The 16,895-nt window shown below is 57.8% G+C and carries 20 protein-coding genes; all 20 read left to right on the top strand.

Annotation, left to right across the window (positions count from 1 at the left end):
- The coding region (gene murJ / locus ABYV26_RS07525; protein WP_372679682.1) for a murein biosynthesis integral membrane protein MurJ at positions 1 to 613 on the top strand (613 nt) is incomplete at its 5' end.
- A complete protein-coding gene (locus tag ABYV26_RS07520; RefSeq protein WP_372679681.1) occupies positions 610 to 909 on the top strand; it encodes a septum formation initiator family protein in 300 nt (99 codons plus the stop codon). The genes murJ and ABYV26_RS07520, both read left to right, overlap by 4 nt.
- A 1-nt stretch (position 910) precedes the next feature.
- Positions 911 to 1,192: a hypothetical protein gene (locus tag ABYV26_RS07515; RefSeq protein ID WP_372679679.1), complete on the top strand. Its 282-nt coding sequence runs from the start codon at positions 911 to 913 to the stop codon at positions 1,190 to 1,192.
- 10 nt (positions 1,193 to 1,202) lie between these two features.
- The gene (gene coaBC, locus ABYV26_RS07510) at positions 1,203 to 2,420 is read left to right on the top strand and encodes a bifunctional phosphopantothenoylcysteine decarboxylase/phosphopantothenate--cysteine ligase CoaBC (protein WP_372679677.1); all 1,218 of its coding nucleotides are present in this window, start codon (positions 1,203 to 1,205) and stop codon (positions 2,418 to 2,420) included.
- Entirely contained in the window at positions 2,417 to 3,115 is a 699-nt protein-coding gene (locus tag ABYV26_RS07505; protein ID WP_372679675.1) for a uracil-DNA glycosylase, read from the top strand. Before coaBC ends, ABYV26_RS07505 begins: the two co-directional genes overlap by 4 nt.
- 39 nt (positions 3,116 to 3,154) lie before the next feature.
- Positions 3,155 to 4,468 (top strand): nodulation protein NfeD, encoded by a 1,314-nt coding sequence (locus ABYV26_RS07500; protein ID WP_372679673.1) that lies wholly within the window; start codon positions 3,155 to 3,157, stop codon positions 4,466 to 4,468.
- 93 nt (positions 4,469 to 4,561) lie between these two features.
- Entirely contained in the window at positions 4,562 to 5,320 is a 759-nt protein-coding gene (locus ABYV26_RS07495) for a slipin family protein (protein WP_372679671.1), read from the top strand.
- 131 nt (positions 5,321 to 5,451) lie between these two features.
- Positions 5,452 to 5,775 carry a transcription termination factor Rho gene (locus tag ABYV26_RS07490; RefSeq protein ID WP_372679669.1) on the top strand — a complete coding sequence of 108 codons (324 nt, stop codon included), beginning with the start codon at positions 5,452 to 5,454 and terminating at the stop codon, positions 5,773 to 5,775.
- 26 nt (positions 5,776 to 5,801) lie between these two features.
- A complete protein-coding gene (locus tag ABYV26_RS07485; protein WP_372679667.1) occupies positions 5,802 to 6,374 on the top strand; it encodes a haloacid dehalogenase in 573 nt (190 codons plus the stop codon).
- Positions 6,371 to 7,300: a tyrosine recombinase XerC gene (locus ABYV26_RS07480; RefSeq protein ID WP_372679665.1), complete on the top strand. Its 930-nt coding sequence runs from the start codon at positions 6,371 to 6,373 to the stop codon at positions 7,298 to 7,300. The genes ABYV26_RS07485 and ABYV26_RS07480 overlap by 4 nt, the downstream gene beginning before the upstream one ends.
- A gap of 20 nt (positions 7,301 to 7,320) precedes the next feature.
- Complete coding sequence (hslV, locus tag ABYV26_RS07475) at positions 7,321 to 7,884, top strand: ATP-dependent protease subunit HslV (RefSeq protein WP_372679663.1); 564 nt, start codon at positions 7,321 to 7,323, stop codon at positions 7,882 to 7,884.
- Positions 7,881 to 9,245, top strand: coding sequence for an ATP-dependent protease ATPase subunit HslU (hslU, locus tag ABYV26_RS07470; RefSeq protein ID WP_372679661.1), 1,365 nt, complete (start codon positions 7,881 to 7,883; stop codon positions 9,243 to 9,245). The genes hslV and hslU overlap by 4 nt, the downstream gene beginning before the upstream one ends.
- A 183-nt stretch (positions 9,246 to 9,428) precedes the next feature.
- Positions 9,429 to 10,325 carry an acetylglutamate kinase gene (gene argB, locus ABYV26_RS07465; RefSeq protein ID WP_372679659.1) on the top strand — a complete coding sequence of 299 codons (897 nt, stop codon included), beginning with the start codon at positions 9,429 to 9,431 and terminating at the stop codon, positions 10,323 to 10,325.
- A 286-nt stretch (positions 10,326 to 10,611) separates the two neighbouring features.
- Positions 10,612 to 11,796, top strand: a complete 1,185-nt coding sequence (locus tag ABYV26_RS07460; RefSeq protein ID WP_372679657.1) for an acetylornithine transaminase — start codon at positions 10,612 to 10,614, stop codon at positions 11,794 to 11,796.
- A 100-nt stretch (positions 11,797 to 11,896) separates the two neighbouring features.
- Positions 11,897 to 13,105: an argininosuccinate synthase gene (locus tag ABYV26_RS07455; protein ID WP_372679655.1), complete on the top strand. Its 1,209-nt coding sequence runs from the start codon at positions 11,897 to 11,899 to the stop codon at positions 13,103 to 13,105.
- 9 nt (positions 13,106 to 13,114) lie between these two features.
- Positions 13,115 to 14,503 carry an argininosuccinate lyase gene (gene argH / locus ABYV26_RS07450; RefSeq protein WP_372679653.1) on the top strand — a complete coding sequence of 463 codons (1,389 nt, stop codon included), beginning with the start codon at positions 13,115 to 13,117 and terminating at the stop codon, positions 14,501 to 14,503.
- A gap of 60 nt (positions 14,504 to 14,563) precedes the next feature.
- Positions 14,564 to 15,055, top strand: a complete 492-nt coding sequence (locus ABYV26_RS07445; RefSeq protein WP_372679651.1) for a hypothetical protein — start codon at positions 14,564 to 14,566, stop codon at positions 15,053 to 15,055.
- Positions 15,052 to 15,879 (top strand): diaminopimelate epimerase, encoded by an 828-nt coding sequence (gene dapF, locus ABYV26_RS07440; RefSeq protein ID WP_372679649.1) that lies wholly within the window; start codon positions 15,052 to 15,054, stop codon positions 15,877 to 15,879. The genes ABYV26_RS07445 and dapF overlap by 4 nt, the downstream gene beginning before the upstream one ends.
- Positions 15,867 to 16,394, top strand: coding sequence for a 2-amino-4-hydroxy-6-hydroxymethyldihydropteridine diphosphokinase (gene folK, locus ABYV26_RS07435; protein ID WP_372679647.1), 528 nt, complete (start codon positions 15,867 to 15,869; stop codon positions 16,392 to 16,394). The genes dapF and folK overlap by 13 nt, the downstream gene beginning before the upstream one ends.
- Before the next feature lie 114 nt (positions 16,395 to 16,508).
- Positions 16,509 to 16,766: a YHS domain-containing protein gene (locus tag ABYV26_RS07430; protein ID WP_372679645.1), complete on the top strand. Its 258-nt coding sequence runs from the start codon at positions 16,509 to 16,511 to the stop codon at positions 16,764 to 16,766.
- Positions 16,767 to 16,895 lie beyond the last annotated feature (129 nt).

Here is a 16,895-nt window from a genome sequence, read left to right as displayed (position 1 = left end):
TATGACCATCCCAGCCATGGTGGGACTCATCGTGCTCCGAGACCCCATTGTCGCCCTGTTGTTCAAACGCGGGGCCTTCGATGCCCAGACCACCCGATTGACCTCCGATGCCCTTTTGTATTATGCTTTAGGACTATGGGCATTTGCTGCCGTGCGTATTGTGGTTTCAACGTTTTACGCCCTGCAGGATACCCGAACGCCGGTAAAAACCGCCACGATATCCATCGTCGCCAACATTCTTTTGGGAACGGTCCTCATGGGCCCGATGAAGCACTGTGGGCTGGCTCTGGCGACCTCCCTGGCCTCTGTGGTCAATCTGGTGCTTCTGGTGGTTGTGCTGAGAACCAAGCTGGGGGTGATCCGGTGGCGGCTCATCTTTTCCAGTTGCTTGAAGACGCTGGCTGCATCGGGACTCATGGCTCTGGTTGTGGTAGTGATCTGTCGGCTTCTCATTCCTCTTGAAGCCGAAGCGGACGGTCTGCGGCTGCTGGCGGGAGTCAGTGCCGGTGTCATCGGCGGCATGGTTATCTTTTCTGTGGCAGCCTGGACGCTGAAGATTCCGGAATGGCAGCATGTGATGGTGTTGATCGGAAGGAGTTTGAACCGGACATGAACCTTCGCCGGAAAATCATCGTAGCAGGCGTCGTCGTCGCGCTGTTCAATCTGATGCTGCTGATCGTCTTCGGCGACAATGGACTGCTGGAAATGCACCGACTGCGGGAGAAGGAGCAGACCATGGTGCAGCAAAACGAGACCCTGGCCAGGGAGAACGTCAGCCTGTATCGGACCATCGGGCGGCTGAAGCACGATCCGTCCTATATCGAGAGCGTGGCCCGCAATGAACTGGGCATGATTGGCAAAGATGATGTAATCGTTATTTTTCCAGGTTCCGGGGGCCAGAGGAAATAATATGGAAAGTACACAGGACAAGACTTTTTACACGGTGACGATGGCCCGTGTTTATGCCGATCAAGGCCGATACGAGCAGGCCGCCCGGATTTACCGTTATCTACTGGATCAGACCCCCGACCGATCGGATCTCAGACAGGCCTTGGAGGCGGTGACATCCATGTTGCCGGCCTCCCCCGGCCGGTGGCATGACATTTCCGGCCTGATCGAGCGGTGGGTTCGCTTGATGGTCAGGCAAAACGCACTCCGACGCCTGCAACAATGCCGTTTTAAAAAACAGTGATCTGAGTGACATGAAAGAAAATGTTCTGCGGGCAAAAAATATCGTTCTGGGCGTATGCGGCGGGATTGCCGCCTATAAGAGTGTAGAACTCCTCAGGCGGTTGGTGAAGCTGGGAGCCAGGGTGCGGGTCATCATGACTCACAGCGCCACCCGATTCGTGAGCCCCATGACCTTTGAGGTGCTTTCGGAAAACCAGGTATGTGTCGATCTTTTCGATGCGAAAGATGACGCGGCCATCCGGCATATTGCCTGGGCGGACGAGGCCCATGCGGTGATCATCGCGCCGGCCACGGCCAACATGGTGGCCAAACTGGCCCATGGCATCGCCGACGATGCCCTGAGCACGTTCATGCTGGCGGTGACCTGCCCGGTAATGGTCTGTCCCTCCATGAATTCAAATATGTTCGAACACCCCACCCATCGACGCAACCTCCAACAACTTGAAGCGGACGGCCACCACGTCCTGGCACCCGGCGAAGGATCGTTGGCCTGCGGCACCGTCGGTCCGGGCCGACTGCCGGAACCCGCAGTGATCGAGGATCGGCTGGCCAGCTACCTTACACCCGATGACCTTGCCGGAAAACAGGTATTGGTCACCGCCGGGCCCACCCGGGAAGCCATCGATCCGGTTCGCTTTATCAGCAACCCCTCTTCCGGCAAGATGGGCTACGCCATCGCCAGGGCCGCTGAATACCGCGGCGCACGCGTAACCTTGGTTTCCGGCCCCGTGTGTTTAGATCCACCGCATAACGTCGAGGTGGTGCCCGTCGTCACCGCGGACGATATGGCGGCCGCCGTCTTTGCCCGGCTCGAACAGTCCCATGTGGTCGTGAAGGTAGCCGCGGTTTCAGACTATCGGCCGGTCAAAACCGAAGCCCATAAAATCAAAAAGGGTCAGGGTCGCAGGCAACTGACCCTTGAACGAACCACGGACATCCTGAAAACGGTCGGGCAACGGAAAAAGGGTCAGATCGTGGTCGGGTTCGCCGCTGAGACCCGCAACATGGAGGCCCATGCACGGAAAAAACTTGAAGAGAAGCACCTTGACATGATTGCAGCCAATCTCATCGGACCACCCGATTCCGGGTTTGCATCCGACACCAACCGTATGACCCTGTTTTTTGCAGACGGCCGGAGGGAGATCCTCGATGTGATGGACAAGGATGCAGTGGCCCACCTGATCCTTGACCGGGTAGCCGAACTGGTCAAGCAGAGCGACGTTCCTTGAGACCGCTGATTCCATATCAAATCATCCGGGACATTCGACACACGCTGTGCTATCTTAAGCAATGCGGTTGCAATGGTTTTGACTGTAGCGAGGCGAGCCTGAAGATTCTGAAACAGCTGGGGCTGCCGCGCCAGGGTGCAGGGGTTGATCGGGAAACCTTGGCAGACATCTGCACCGACCTGGGCGACTGCACCCGATGCGGGCTGTGTGAATCGAGAACCCATATCGTGTTTGGTGAGGGCAGCCCCAACGCGCAATTGGTATTCGTGGGCGAAGGACCGGGCTTCGATGAAGACAAATGCGGTCAGCCTTTTGTGGGAGCGGCTGGACAGCTGTTAACCAAAATCATTGCCGCCATGCAACTGACCCGGGAGGCGGTTTATGTCGCCAACATTGTCAAGTGCCGGCCCCCGAAGAACCGGAACCCAAAACCGCAAGAAATCCGCCAGTGTCTTCCGTTTCTCAAGCGGCAGTTGGTCGCGATCAATCCGCGCGTTATCTGTGCCCTGGGAAGTGTGGCTGCCCGGGCCCTGCTGGACACCGAGACGCCCATCTCCCGCCTCAGGGGACGGTTTTATGAGTTTTCGGGAATTCCGGTGATGCCGACCTTCCACCCGGCGTTCTTGCTGCGCAACCCGGAAAAGAAAAGAGACGTGTGGGAGGATGTTCAACAAATCATGAAAATGCTGGAATAGCTGCCACCCATGCCCCTTCCCGCCTTCAAGGGGGTCTTAATGAGAAATCGATCCATCACCGTTGGCGTATTCGTCGCCTTGCTATTGCTGCTATGGATTCCTCCGGTCGATGCCGGATCGGCACCGGTCTATTTGGTCCAGATCAGCGGAGCCATCTCTCCCGGCAATGCCGATTTTCTGGATTCGGCCATCCACAAGGCCAACGCGGAAGGCGCCGGCTGTCTCATCGTGATGCTGGACACCCCCGGCGGCCTGGCAGAATCCATGCGCAAGATGGTCATGGCTATCTATGAAAGCCGGATCCCGGTGGTCGTTTACGTGGCGCCGTCGGGCGCCCGGGCGGCATCCGCGGGGGTGATGATCACCATGGCCGCCGATGTGGCCGTTATGGCGCCCGGTACCCACATCGGGGCTGCCCACCCGGTCAACGCTGGCGGCAAGGATCTGGGTGAGACCATGGCCGAGAAGGTGACCAACGACATGGTGGCTTTTGTGAAAAGCATCGCCGAAAAGCGTGAGCGGAACATCGAATGGGCCGAGAAGGCGGTGCGTGAAAGCGTGTCGGTGACGGAAACCGAAGCCCTTGAGAAAAAGATTATCGACCTGGTCGCCCGGGATGTGGACGACCTGGTCGCCCAGATCAACGGTCTCGAGATCAAGGGTAAAGCACCGGTCGATATCGACCCGGCCGAGCGGATCTGGATTGCCGAATCGATGAGAACCCGGATACTCAAAGCCCTCAGCGACCCCAATATCGCTTATATCCTGATGATGATCGGCCTGGCCGGCCTCTATTTCGAGTTGTCCCATCCGGGCGTTATCCTGCCGGGGGTCATCGGCAGCATCGCCCTCATCCTGGCCTTTTACTCGTTTCAGACCCTGCCGGTGAATATCGCCGGCGTTCTGCTGGTCTTGTTGGCCCTGATTTTTTTTATCATGGAAATGAAAATCGCCAGCTACGGCCTGCTCAGCGTGGCTGGCCTCATCAGCCTGCTGTTGGGATCCTTGATGCTTTTTGACCGGACGGGCGGGCAAATCGGTATTTCGTGGACTGTCATAGTGCCGACCATCAGCCTTGTGGGGGGCTTTTTCGTGGTGGTGGCCGGGCTGGTATTTCGTTCTCGAACCCGTCGGCCCATGACGGGCGAGTCGGGGTTGATCGGTGAAACCGGGGTGGTGCAAACGCCCTTGACACCCACAGGCCGGATTCAGGTTCACGGTGAACTGTGGTTGGCCCAATGCCGGACGCCGCTGACCGTCGGTCAGCGGGTCCGTGTGACAGCGGTGGACGGCCTGACCCTGGAGGTGGAACCGGAGGCATCGGCCACTGGATCGAAGGGGATCTTGCCATAGCCGGCGGTACCGGACGGATCGCCTCCAATTGGTTTTCACCGTTTACTCACCCATCGCGTCATCAGTCGCCCAGTCGGGCTAAAGGAGGAATTCATGCTACCAACCATCGGTGCCGTTGTTTTGGTCGTTATTTTTCTTTCCGCCGCCCTCAGGATTCTTAACGAATACGAGCGGGGCGTCATTTTCCGCCTCGGCCGGGTCATCCAGGCCAAGGGGCCGGGATTGATCATCCTTATTCCCATCGTGGACAAGATGGTCAAGGTGAGTATGCGGCTGGTGGCCATGGACGTGGACCCCCAGGACGTGATTACCCTGGACAACGTGTCGGTGAAGGTCAACGCGGTCATCTATTTTCGGGTGATCGGCCCCATCAAGGCCATTGTGGAGGTGGAAAACTATTCTTATGCCATCGCCCAACTGGCACAGACTACCCTGCGCAGTGTTTGCGGCCAGGCCGAACTGGACGAACTCCTCTCGGCCCGGGAGAAAATCAACGCCAAGCTTCAGGAGATCCTGGACACCCACACCGACCCGTGGGGCATCAAGGTGGCCAACGTGGAGCTCAAACACATCGACCTGCCCCAGGAGATGCAGCGGTCCATGGCCAAGCAGGCCGAGGCCGAACGGGAACGGCGGGCCAAGGTGATCAACGCAGAAGGCGAATTCCAGGCCGCTGATCGCCTGGCTGCGGCGGCCAGGATCATCGACCAGTATCCCACCGCCATTCAGCTGCGCTACCTGCAGACCATGCGGGAGATGTCCGCCGAGCAGAACACGACCACCATTTTCCCATTGCCCTTGGACCTGTTCCGGCCATTCATGAAGTTGGTGGAAAAGAAAAACACCGATTGATGCCTATTGACACGCTCGGTGGGATGGGTCTACTAAGACTGTTTTTACAGATGGTTTACGGTTTGGCGCGGTGCCCGGGGCACCCATGATCAGGGTATTGACCGCTACCTCATGAAAGGAGACTGGATCAAATGGCCAAAGGTGATGAAGGCGCAGAAAAACCGTTGGATAAGATGACCGTCAAGGAACTTCGTGAAATCGCCCATGACATACCGGACCTCAAGGGCATTCACGGGATGAACAAACAGGACCTGCTCGATGCCGTCAAAGCGCATCGAGGCATCCAGGAAGCAAAGCCCAAAAAGGCCAGCCGGTCGCTTCGCCAGATTAAACAGCATATCCGGGAACTGAAATCCCTTAAAAGGGAAATCGCCCCAGAAAAAGACCGTAAGAAATCCGGCATCTTGCGCCGCAAAATCTCGCGCTTGAAGAAAAAAACACGTAAAGTGGCCTAACAGGCTGGTCAAACCAGGAAAGACCCATGATTGATCCGGCGGCACTTGCCTTTGACATCGATGGTGTAATTGCCGACACGATGCATCTGTTTCTAGATATCCTCAGGGACCATTATGACGTCCACACGGTGCGGTACGACGATATCACCTGCTATCGGCTGGACGATTGCCTGGATTTGGATGGGGATGTCCTGGAGGGGGCGGTGGCCCGGATCCTCGACGGGGGCTACCGGGCTGTGCTGAGACCCATTCCCGGCGCCGGGCCGGTGTTAAGGCGCATCGGTGAGGCGACGGGTCGCATCTTGATGGTCACGGCCCGGCCCGAGCCGGGTCCCATCCAGCACTGGATGAACCAGCTGCTCGACGGTCAGCATCGCCGGGCCAGAATCGTGGCCACCGGTTCATTCGAGGCCAAAACCGACGTGCTGCTGGAAAACGGCATCAAATGGTTTGTGGAGGACCGCCTGGAAACCTGTCACCTGCTCGATGCAGCCGGTATCGCGCCCGTCGTGTTCCGCCAGCCATGGAACCGGGAGCCCCATAATTACCTTCAGGTGGAATCCTGGCAGGAACTCGAACAACGGATCGCTTTCCCATGACGCGGATCGGGCTGACAGAACAGATCGACGCTTTCCTGCAGACCTTGGCTGCGGAAAAAGGCTATTCCACCCACACGATTCGGGCCTATGGCCACGACCTGGCGGAGTTCGCCGGTTATGCCGACCGCACGGCAGGCCGGTCCGAAGGAGGGGAGAAACGGCCACTGGCCGTCGACGATATCGACAACCTGACGGTCCGGGGGTACCTGGGGCTTCTCCATCGCAAGAACGAGAAGGTTACCATTGCCCGCAAACTGTCGGTTCTGCGATCCTTTTTTCGCCACCTGGTGAGACACCGGTTGACCGATGAGGATCCCACGGCTGCCATCCTGACACCCAAGCACAGCCGGCGGATGCCATCCTACCTGTCCGTTGACGACATGTTTCGCCTGCTGGATCAGGCGGCCGACGACACCGTTTTGGGACTGCGCAACCAGGCTCTGTTTGAAACCCTCTACGGATCGGGGATCCGGGTGTCCGAGCTGACCGGCCTGAATGTGTTCGATGTCGATTTTTCCTCAGGCGCGCTCCGGGTGTCGGGAAAAGGGGGACGTGACCGAATCGTGCCGGTGGGAGAAAAAGCGCTGAATCGGATCCAAACCTACCGAGACCGGCTTTTTGCCCGGACCGGCATCGGCATGGTGGTCGATGGTCCGCTTTTTTTAAACAAGAACAAAGGTCGGTTGAGCTCACGTTCCGTGGCCCGGATTCTGGAAGCATGGATTCGCAAGTGCAGTCTGGCGGTGCCGATTTCCCCCCACGGCATCCGGCACAGCTTCGCCACCCACATGCTGGACGCGGGTGCGGATCTACGCACGGTTCAGGAACTGCTGGGTCACAAGAGTTTGTCAACCACTCAAAAATACACCCACGTAAGCATTGATCGACTCATGGCGGCCTACGACAGCGCCCACCCCAGGCGATAGAAAGGATCCGGGTTCAATTCATGTCCCATCAACCCACGCCGCACTCCCTGCGATTCCACGGCACCACCATCCTGGCTGTCCGATCGGAGAATCAGGTGGTCATGGCCGGTGACGGCCAAGTGACCCTTAACAACACGGTCATCAAGCACAATGCCCGTAAGGTTCGGCGTATATACAACGACACCATCCTGGTCGGGTTTGCCGGTGCCACTGCCGACGCTTTGACCCTGACCGAGAAACTCGAGCAGAAACTGGAGCGCTACAACGGGAACCTGACCCGGTCGGCCGTTGAACTGGCGCGAGATTGGCGGGCGGACAAGTACCTGCGCCGCCTGGAGGCATTGATGATTGCCGCGGACGGCACGTCCATGCTGCTCATATCGGGCAACGGAGATGTCATCGAACCGGACGAGGGCATTGTGGCCATTGGTTCGGGCGCAGTGGCCGCCCAGGCGTCGGCAACGGCCCTCTTCCATCAGACCGAACTGGACCTGCGCCGGATTGTCGAGGTGTCCATGCAAATCGCCGCCTCCCTGTGTGTATTTACCAACGACCGGATTACCATTGAAGCGCTTGATCCATGAATAACCTGAAACCCACCGATATCGTAACTGAACTGGACAAATACATCATCGGCCAGAATGATGCCAAGCGCTCCGTCGCCATTGCCTTGAGAAACCGATGGCGTCGCCAGCAGGTGCCTGATTCGCTAAAGGATGAGATCGCCCCCAAGAATATCATCCTCATCGGCCCCACCGGGGTGGGCAAGACGGAAATCGCCCGACGCCTCTCGCGGCTCAGCGACTCACCGTTTTTCAAGGTCGAGGCGTCCAAATTCACCGAGGTGGGATATGTGGGCCGGGATGTGGAGTCCATGGTCCGTGACCTGGTGGAACTGACCGTCAACGCCGTTCGCACGGCCGCGCAGGAGGCTGTCACGGACCAGGCCTGGCGCATCGCCGAAGAGCGCATGCTTGATCTGCTGCTGCCCAAGGCCGATCGGGGGCGGGCGGACGCCGCAGGAGAAGGCGGCCTGGAAGTGGTTAACCCATCCACTGACGCGGCTTCCTCCACAAGGGAAAAGCTGCGCAAGATGCTGCAGGATGGAAAGATGGACAGTCGTTATGTCGACCTGGATGTGGCCGAGCGCAACATGCCCATGGTGGAGATTTTCTCCAACGTCGGCATGGAGGAGATGGGATTCAACTTCAAAGATATGCTTGGTTCCCTGCTGCCCAAGAACACCCGCCGCCGAAAAATCAAAGTGCCCGAAGCCATGAAAACCATGGCCGCGGAAGAGGCCCAGAACCTGGTGGACATGGACAAGGTGATTCAGGACGCGATCGCCAAAGTGGAACAGTCCGGTATCATTTTTCTGGACGAGATCGACAAGATTGCCGGCAACGGCAAAGGGCACGGTCCAGATGTCTCCCGAGAGGGGGTTCAGCGGGACCTATTGCCCATTGTGGAAGGCTCCACGGTGAATACCAAGTACGGACCGGTGAAGACCGACCACATCCTATTTATCGCCTCCGGTGCTTTTCACACCATCAAGCCGTCTGACCTGATCCCAGAGCTCCAGGGACGGTTTCCCATCCGGGTGACCCTGGATGCGCTGAACCGCAGGGATTTCGTCCGCATTCTGACGGAACCGAAGAACGCGCTGCTGCTGCAGTATATCGCCTTGCTCAAAACGGAGGGGGTGGAGCTGGTCTTCTCCGACAACGCGGTCGAAAAAATTGCCGAGATCGCCGAGGAGGTGAATGTCCGTACGGAGAATATCGGTGCCCGACGCCTCCATACCCTTATGGAGCGGCTGCTCGAAGACATCCTCTTCGACGCCCCCGATGTGACGGATGTTCACCTGAAGGTGGATGAGGCATACGTCGGGGAAAAACTTAAAGCGATCAAGGATGATGAGGATTTGAGTCGGTATATCCTCTGATAAAGGGTCCAAGGATTCGAGGATTCAAGGGGCCAAGGGAAACACTTTAGAATTGCACACGGCTTAAAGCGGGCATCACAGAAGTTGGATGGATGCCGTAAGCCTTCATAAACGCTCTGGAAAACGAACCCTCGGCCCCTTGAATCCTGTAACCCGCGAACCTCGATGAAATAAGGAATCACCATGACAGCAGACCTTACACACCCCCACTCAACCGTAGCGGACATCCTCATCGAGGCGCTGCCTTATATCCGCAAGTTTTCCGGTATGACCGTGGTGGTGAAGTACGGCGGCCACGCCATGGTTGACGAGCAGCTGAAAATTGATTTTGCCCGGGACATCACCCTGCTCAAGTTCATCGGCCTCAATCCGGTAGTGGTTCACGGTGGGGGGCCCCAGATCAACCGGGTCCTGGACCAGATGGGTATTCGTCCCCAGTTTGTGCGTGGCATGCGGCTTACCGACGGCCCGACCATGGACGTGGTGGAGATGGTGCTGGGCGGAAAGGTGAACAAAAGCATCGTGGCCCAGATCAACCACCAGGGGGGCAAGGCCGTGGGGCTGAGCGGCAAGGACGGCGGGCTGATTGAAGCCAAAAAGATGCGCATCCTTCATCAGGCCGACGCGGACAGTCCCCCCGAAATTATCGATCCGGGAATGGTAGGTGAGGTGACCCGGATCGACCCCCAGATCATCCACACCCTCTCCGAGAAGGGGTTCATCCCCATCATTGCCCCGGTGGGTGCGGGTACTGCAGGGGAAACCTACAATATCAATGCGGATCTGGTGGCCAGCCGCATCGCCACGGCCCTGTCTGCCGGCCGTCTGATACTGCTCACCGACGTGGATGGGGTGATGGATGCCGACGGTGGGTTGATCTCCTCCATCGATGCAGCCACCATCAGCCGCATGATCGCTGAAGGCATCATCAGCGGCGGCATGATTCCGAAGATCGAAAATGCCCTTTTCGCGCTGAAAAACGGCGTTGAAAAGGTGCCCATCATCAACGGCAAACGCCGCCATGCGATACTGCTGGAGTTGTTTACCGATCGGGGGATAGGTACGGAGGTGATAGAATAAGGCATCCATCCAGAAATGGCATCTTGAGGCCCGGATCTGTGTTCTCACGATTTAGAGATCCTCAACGTAGCGCTGCTACGCCTGCGGTCTCAAAACCGCTGCGGCCTTGACCCGAACCCCAACATACCTTTTCTGAATGGATACCGGAAGGACAAGCTGAATCCTGAAGAGATTATGGTTTGATTAAATATGTCCGACCATGTATCGACCCTAACCCAGAACCCAGAACCCAGAACCCAGAACCCAGAACCCAGAACCCAGAACCCAGAGACCAGAGACCAGTGATATGACTGACACCATTATGCGCACGGCGGACCGGGTGATCGCAGCGACCTACAAACGATTTCCCGTGGTGATGGAACGGGGTCAGGGGTGCACGCTCTGGGATACCCGGGGCCGCCGTTATACGGACTTTGTCGCCGGTATTGCCGTGTGCAATTTAGGCCATGCCCACCCGCGCATTGCCGATGCGGTGGCCCGCCAGGCCGGGCGGTTGGTGCATGTGTCCAACCTTTACTATACCATTCCCCAGACCGAACTGGCCCGGATGCTGGTGGAGCAGAGTTTTGCGGACCGCGTCTTTTTCGGCAACTCCGGAGCCGAGGCCAACGAAGCCGCCATCAAGTTGGCCCGGAAATTCTATAAGGATGCTGGCCAGCCAGAGCGGTTTCGCATCGTTTGCATGGAAAAGTCTTTTCACGGGCGCACCATGGCCACGTTGTCCGCCACGGGTCAGGATAAGATCAAGCAGGGCTTCGATCCGGTATTGGAAGGGTTTTCTTTCGTGCCCTTCAACGACATCGATGCCTTGAAAATGGCGATTGACGACCACACCTGCGCCGTGATGCTTGAGCCCATTCAGGGCGAGGGAGGCATCCGCTGCCCGGATCCCGGATTCCTTCAACAGGTTCGTCAGCTCTGTGACCAGCGCGGTTTGTTGATGATCCTGGACGAGATCCAGACGGGCATGGGCCGGACCGGGACACGCTTCGCCCACGAGCAATACGGTGTGACCCCGGATATCATGACCCTGGCCAAGGCACTGGCCAACGGGCTTCCCATCGGTGCCATGCTGGCCACTGAACGGGTGGCGGCCGCTTTCGGGATCGGCGCCCACGCCTCCACCTTCGGTGGGACCCCCCTGGTGGCGGCCGCCGCGGTTGAGACCCTGAAGATCATGGTGGAAGATAGGATCGTGGATCGTGCCCGGGAGACCGGGGACTATTTCAAGGATTCGCTTGAGCAGCTCAGGCGCCGTCACCGAAGGATTGAAGAGGTGCGGGGCAGGGGGTTGCTGCTTGGTATACAATTGAACGGACCGGCCGATCGACTGGTGTCGGTATTGTTGGAAGAGGGTTTTTTGGTCAACTGCGTCCAGGGGGATACCCTGCGGTTCGTTCCTCCCCTGATTATCAAGCAAGCCGAGATTGACGCACTGATCCATTGCCTTGACGATGTGTTGAAGCGGTAAATGGTTGCCCGTTGACGGTTGTCCGTTGGCATTTAACGGTTAATCGTCAACGTCGAACGGTAGACAAGTGAACGTTAATAGAAGAAAAAGGAGAATGGTATTGGCTGACAAGATCCAAAAAGTGGTATTGGCTTACTCGGGCGGTCTGGACACATCGGTGATCCTGAGATGGCTCATCGAAACCTACGATTGCGAGGTGGTCACCTTTTCCGCTGACATCGGCCAGATCGATTCATTGGAAAACGTGGAGGCCAATGCCATGAAAACCGGTGCGGTCAAGGCCTACGTGGATGACCTTAAAGAGACTTTTGTAAAAGATTATGTGTTTCCGGCGTTCAGGGCCAACGTCATCTACGAAGGGCAGTATCTGATGGGGACCTCCATTGCCCGGCCGCTCATCGCCAAACGGCAGATGGAGATCGCCGCCTTGGAAGGCGCCGATGCGGTCAGCCACGGCGCCACCGGCAAAGGCAACGACCAGGTTCGCTTTGAACTGGGTTATTACGCCATCAACCCGGATATCAAGATCATCGCTCCCTGGCGCGAATGGGACTTGAATTCCCGGACCGCGCTGATGGCTTTCGCCGACCGTCACGGCATTCAAGTACCCACCACCCACGCCAAACCTTACAGCACCGATGGCAACCTGCTGCACATCAGCTACGAGGGGGGTATTTTGGAAGATCCCTGGGCGGGCCCACCCGACGATATCTTCACCCTGACGGTCTCGCCCAAGGATGCCCCGGACACCCCCGAGACGATCGAGATTACCTTCGCCAACGGCGACCCGGTGGCAGTCAATGGCAGCGTGCTTTCACCGGCCAACCTGTTGGCCGAGTTGAACCGCCTGGGAGGCAAACACGGCATCGGCCGCATCGACATCGTGGAAAACCGCTTCGTGGGCATGAAATCCCGCGGGGTTTATGAAACACCGGGCGGCACCATTTTACGGCAGGCACACATGGCCATGGAATCCATCACCATGGACCGCGAGGTGATGAACCTGAGGGACTCCCAGATTCCGCGGTATGCCCAGCTCATCTATAACGGATTCTGGTTCTCCCCGGAGATGGAGGTGATGCAGGGTATGATCGACAGCACCCAGAGAAATGTATCCGGTGTGGTGCGCCTGGAACTGTACAAAGGGAATTGCGTCGTCCGTGGCAGAAAATCAGACTTCTCCCTGTACAGTGAAGCCCACGCCACCTTCGAGGACGATGATGTTTACAGCCAAGCGGATGCCGAAGGATTTATCCGTCTCAATGCCCTGCGGCTGCGCATCCGTAAACTCATGCAAAGGAAAGGGTAGGCGTGGATCATGGCTGAAAAACCCTGGGACGGGCGGTTTTTGGAGAAAACAGACAAAAGCGTGGAGGCGTTCACCGCCTCCATCGCCTATGACCGTCGGCTCTACCCATACGACATCGCCGGCAGCATTGCCCACTGCCGGATGCTGGCCAAGGTCGGTATCATCACCGATGAAGAGGCCAGCGGCCTGGTGGAAGGGCTGGGAATCATCAAACGGGAGTTGGATCGGGGCGAATTCATCTTCGACGACAGCCTGGAAGACATTCACATGCACGTCGAGGCCCGACTGCTTCAAGTGGCGGGGAAGGTGGCGCAGAAGCTTCACACCGCCCGCAGCCGCAACGATCAGGTTGCCCTGGACGTGCGCATGTACCTGCGGGACGAGACGCATCGGACCGTCTCCCTGCTGCAAATGCTGCGTAAGGTCCTGGTGGATCTGGCCGACGGTCACCAGGACGTGGTCATGCCCGGTTACACCCACACCCAGCGGGCCCAGCCAGTGCTGTTTGCCCACCACATGATGGCCTATTACGAAATGTTCACCCGGGACCAGGCACGCTTTTCCGACTGCTTGGACCGCATCAACGTGATGCCGTTGGGTGCTGCGGCGCTGGCCGGTACGACTTATCCCATCGACCGGGCGTATGTAGCCGAGCTGCTGGATTTTCCCCGGATCAGCCCCAACAGCATGGATGCGGTGTCGGATCGTGATTTCGCCATGGAATTTCTTGCGGCCGCCAGCATCTGCATGGTTCATCTGAGCCGGCTTTCTGAGGAACTGGTGCTGTGGTCCACCTCGGAGTATGGCTTTATCACCCTTTCGGATGCCTTTGCCACGGGAAGCAGCATCATGCCACAGAAGAAAAACCCGGACGTCCCGGAGATCGTCCGTGGAAAAACCGGTCGGGTGTTCGGCTCGTTGGTTGCTCTGCTTACCCTCATGAAAAGTTTGCCCATGTCCTACAACCGGGATATGCAGGAAGACAAGGAACCGCTCTTCGACGCCGCGGACACCATCAAGGCCTGCCTTTCCATCAACGTCCAGATGCTCCCCCGGATTACCGTGAACCGGGAGATCATGCGCAAGGCCGCCTCCGTCGGATTCCTCAACGCCACGGACATGGCCGATTATCTGGTGAACCAGGGCATGCCCTTTCGTAAAGCCCACGCCTGTGTCGGAGGTGCCGTGGCCTATGCATTGGACAAGGGCAAGGAACTGGACCAGCTGACCCTGGATGAGCTCAAAACATTCTCACCCCTGGTCAAGGCGGATATCTTCGATCACCTGACCCTAAAGGTCATGATAGACCGCCGGCAGAGCCCGGGGGGAACGGCTACTGAAAACGTGGCCCGGGCGATTGCCGAGGCCAGAAAGGCGCTGGCCCGACCGCCGGCATGAAAAACCGGCCAGTTGGATCGATGAAGAAACGGTGGCCTTTATGGTTCCTTGCGAGGTCTAATGACAGGCAATAGGAGAACTCGCATCTGTTCAAAAAGGATCGCTCTATTCGGGCTTTTCTTACTGCTCAGCGTCAGTTATTTCGGGTGCGGCGTCAAGGGGCCGCCGGTGCCGCCCCGACAGCCGCCGGTACCGATGGTGACGGATCTGGCATACGCGTTGGCCGACCAAGCCGTCATGCTGACCTGGCGTCTGCCGGGGACGCTTTTTGCTGAACAGGCAAAAAATGCGACATTCGGCGTCTACCGCTCCCGGACCGCTATAGGGGGATCGGACTGCGATGGGTGCCCCCAGGTATTTGAAAAAGTGGCCGCGGTTCCATATTTTCACACGGAATCAAACCGATTTTCCATCGACGTTCCTCTGGAGCCCGGTTATCGCCATGTGTTCAAGGTGCGGCTGGAGACGGACGGAGGTGCCGGACCCGATTCGAGCCCGGTGCAGGTCGACCAGCTGCCTGTTATGCCTTTCGGAGGATCGGAGACACAATGATAACCATTCCCTTTTTTAAAATGAGCGGCAGCGGAAATGATTTCATCATTATCGACAACCGGGAGGCGGTAGTGCCCGAAAACCAGTTGACGCAACTGGTCACCGGGGCCTGCCGACGAAAGATGTCGGTCGGTGCCGACGGCATGATCCTCATCGAATCGTCTGCCAGCCTTGATTTCAAATGGCGCTTTTTCAATGCGGACGGCAGCCTGCCGGACATGTGCGGCAACGGCGCCCGTTGCGCGGCCCGTTTTGCCTTCCTGCACGGAATCGCCGATCGGCAGATGGCCTTTGAAACCCTGGCCGGAACGATCGAAGCCACCGTGGGTGACGACACGGTGAAGATCCGCATGACCGCGCCCAGGGATCTCAAAACCGGAACCCAATTGGATGTGGAGGGAACACCGACTGCCGTTGCCAGCGTCAACACCGGTGTGCCCCATGTGGTGATGGTCGTGGACGACATCGAGGCGGTGGCGGTGACAAAAACCGGACGGCTTATCCGTTATCACCCGGATTATGCCCCTGACGGCACCAATGTGAATTTTGTGACGGTAAACGAAAACGGAAGGATTTTTATCCGCACCTATGAGCGCGGCGTCGAGGATGAGACCCTGGCCTGCGGAACGGGAAATGTGGCCGCAGCGCTGATTCTGGCCCATGAACGGGGCCTGACTTCGCCGGTGACGCTGACGACCCGCGGCGGGGGAAGTCTGACGGTTCATTTCAGTACGCACGGCGGCCGCTACCGGGATGTTTTTCTGGAAGGCGACGCCCGGGTGATCTATCGCGGCGACCTGTGGGAAGAAGCATGGCGGCCGTAATGACGGACCACGCCGTGTTCATTTCCGTCGGGTCTAACCTGGGCGACAAGTTGGACAACTGTCTGGGCGGCATCGCCGCCCTGACTGCGTCCGCAGAATCGTCGCTTCTGGCGGCCTCCCGGTTTTTCCGGACATCGCCGGTGGACTATACGGATCAGGACTGGTTCGTCAATGCGGCAGTGAAAATCAGCACAACCATGGCGCCATTGGTGCTGCTGGATAAGCTGGTTTCCATTCAGCAGCGGATGGGGCGAAGAGCCGATGCAGTCCGGTTCGGTCCGCGGGTGCTGGACCTGGACATCCTGCTATACGAGGACTGGGTGATCCGAGCGCCGAGGCTGACCATTCCCCATCCGCGGATGCATAAAAGGGTCTTTGTCTTGCAGCCCATGTGTGATATAAACCCGTCGATCGTTCATCCGGTGCTGGGACAAACCGTTGCCGATCTGCTCAGTCGCATTGACGATGAAGACCAACGGGTCATTCCACTGAAAAATCAGCCCGCACTGTTGTAGGGGGTATGAACATTTTTCTGCCAGACAAAAGAAAGGAATGGGTATGGGGTTCCTGCGACGACGGATAGCCCAGCCCCAATTCATGGTCTTGACCCCTGTGCAAGGCAGGCTGCCGTGAAACTGATTCTGCTGATCATCATCGTCTACCTGGTCTATCGGGCCGCCAAATCGTGGGTGGTGCGAAATCTCCAGGCCCCTGACCAAAATGGGTCCCGCCATCCCAGCATCGATGATGTAATGGTCAAGGACCCGGTTTGCGGAATTTATTTCCCCCAACGGGAAGGGGTGGCCTTAAAACACGGTGGGCAGACCCTCCTGTTTTGCTCTGCGTCCTGCCGCGACCGGTTTTTGGAGGAGCCGAAACAGGAATAAAGAACCCGCTGGCGACAGTTACTCGCGCAGACAATGGGAAAGCATCTGCCATCAGGGATTCAGCATCCGGTGTTGCTGCTTTACATGTGATCCTCAGGAAGGAATTCGATTATGAAATTTTTTATTGAT

Origin of the sequence: Desulfosarcina sp., assembly GCF_041551955.1 — a bacterium.
In the GTDB taxonomy this organism is placed as follows: domain Bacteria; phylum Desulfobacterota; class Desulfobacteria; order Desulfobacterales; family Desulfosarcinaceae; genus Desulfosarcina.
This window is presented reverse-complemented; position numbering and strand designations above follow the sequence as displayed.

Excerpts from the sequence above, each read along its gene's own strand:
- ABYV26_RS07520 (WP_372679681.1), top strand. The coding sequence starts at position 610 with ATGAACCTTCGCCGGAAAATCATCGTAGCAGGCGTCGTCGTCGCGCTG.
- ABYV26_RS07515 (WP_372679679.1), top strand. The coding sequence starts at position 911 with ATGGAAAGTACACAGGACAAGACTTTTTACACGGTGACGATGGCCCGT.
- coaBC (WP_372679677.1), top strand. The coding sequence starts at position 1,203 with ATGAAAGAAAATGTTCTGCGGGCAAAAAATATCGTTCTGGGCGTATGC.
- ABYV26_RS07500 (WP_372679673.1), top strand. The coding sequence starts at position 3,155 with ATGAGAAATCGATCCATCACCGTTGGCGTATTCGTCGCCTTGCTATTG.
- ABYV26_RS07495 (WP_372679671.1), top strand. The coding sequence starts at position 4,562 with ATGCTACCAACCATCGGTGCCGTTGTTTTGGTCGTTATTTTTCTTTCC.
- ABYV26_RS07490 (WP_372679669.1), top strand. The coding sequence starts at position 5,452 with ATGGCCAAAGGTGATGAAGGCGCAGAAAAACCGTTGGATAAGATGACC.
- ABYV26_RS07485 (WP_372679667.1), top strand. The coding sequence starts at position 5,802 with ATGATTGATCCGGCGGCACTTGCCTTTGACATCGATGGTGTAATTGCC.
- ABYV26_RS07480 (WP_372679665.1), top strand. The coding sequence starts at position 6,371 with ATGACGCGGATCGGGCTGACAGAACAGATCGACGCTTTCCTGCAGACC.
- hslV (WP_372679663.1), top strand. The coding sequence starts at position 7,321 with ATGTCCCATCAACCCACGCCGCACTCCCTGCGATTCCACGGCACCACC.
- hslU (WP_372679661.1), top strand. The coding sequence starts at position 7,881 with ATGAATAACCTGAAACCCACCGATATCGTAACTGAACTGGACAAATAC.
- argB (WP_372679659.1), top strand. The coding sequence starts at position 9,429 with ATGACAGCAGACCTTACACACCCCCACTCAACCGTAGCGGACATCCTC.
- ABYV26_RS07460 (WP_372679657.1), top strand. The coding sequence starts at position 10,612 with ATGACTGACACCATTATGCGCACGGCGGACCGGGTGATCGCAGCGACC.
- argH (WP_372679653.1), top strand. The coding sequence starts at position 13,115 with ATGGCTGAAAAACCCTGGGACGGGCGGTTTTTGGAGAAAACAGACAAA.
- ABYV26_RS07445 (WP_372679651.1), top strand. The coding sequence starts at position 14,564 with ATGACAGGCAATAGGAGAACTCGCATCTGTTCAAAAAGGATCGCTCTA.
- dapF (WP_372679649.1), top strand. The coding sequence starts at position 15,052 with ATGATAACCATTCCCTTTTTTAAAATGAGCGGCAGCGGAAATGATTTC.
- folK (WP_372679647.1), top strand. The coding sequence starts at position 15,867 with ATGGCGGCCGTAATGACGGACCACGCCGTGTTCATTTCCGTCGGGTCT.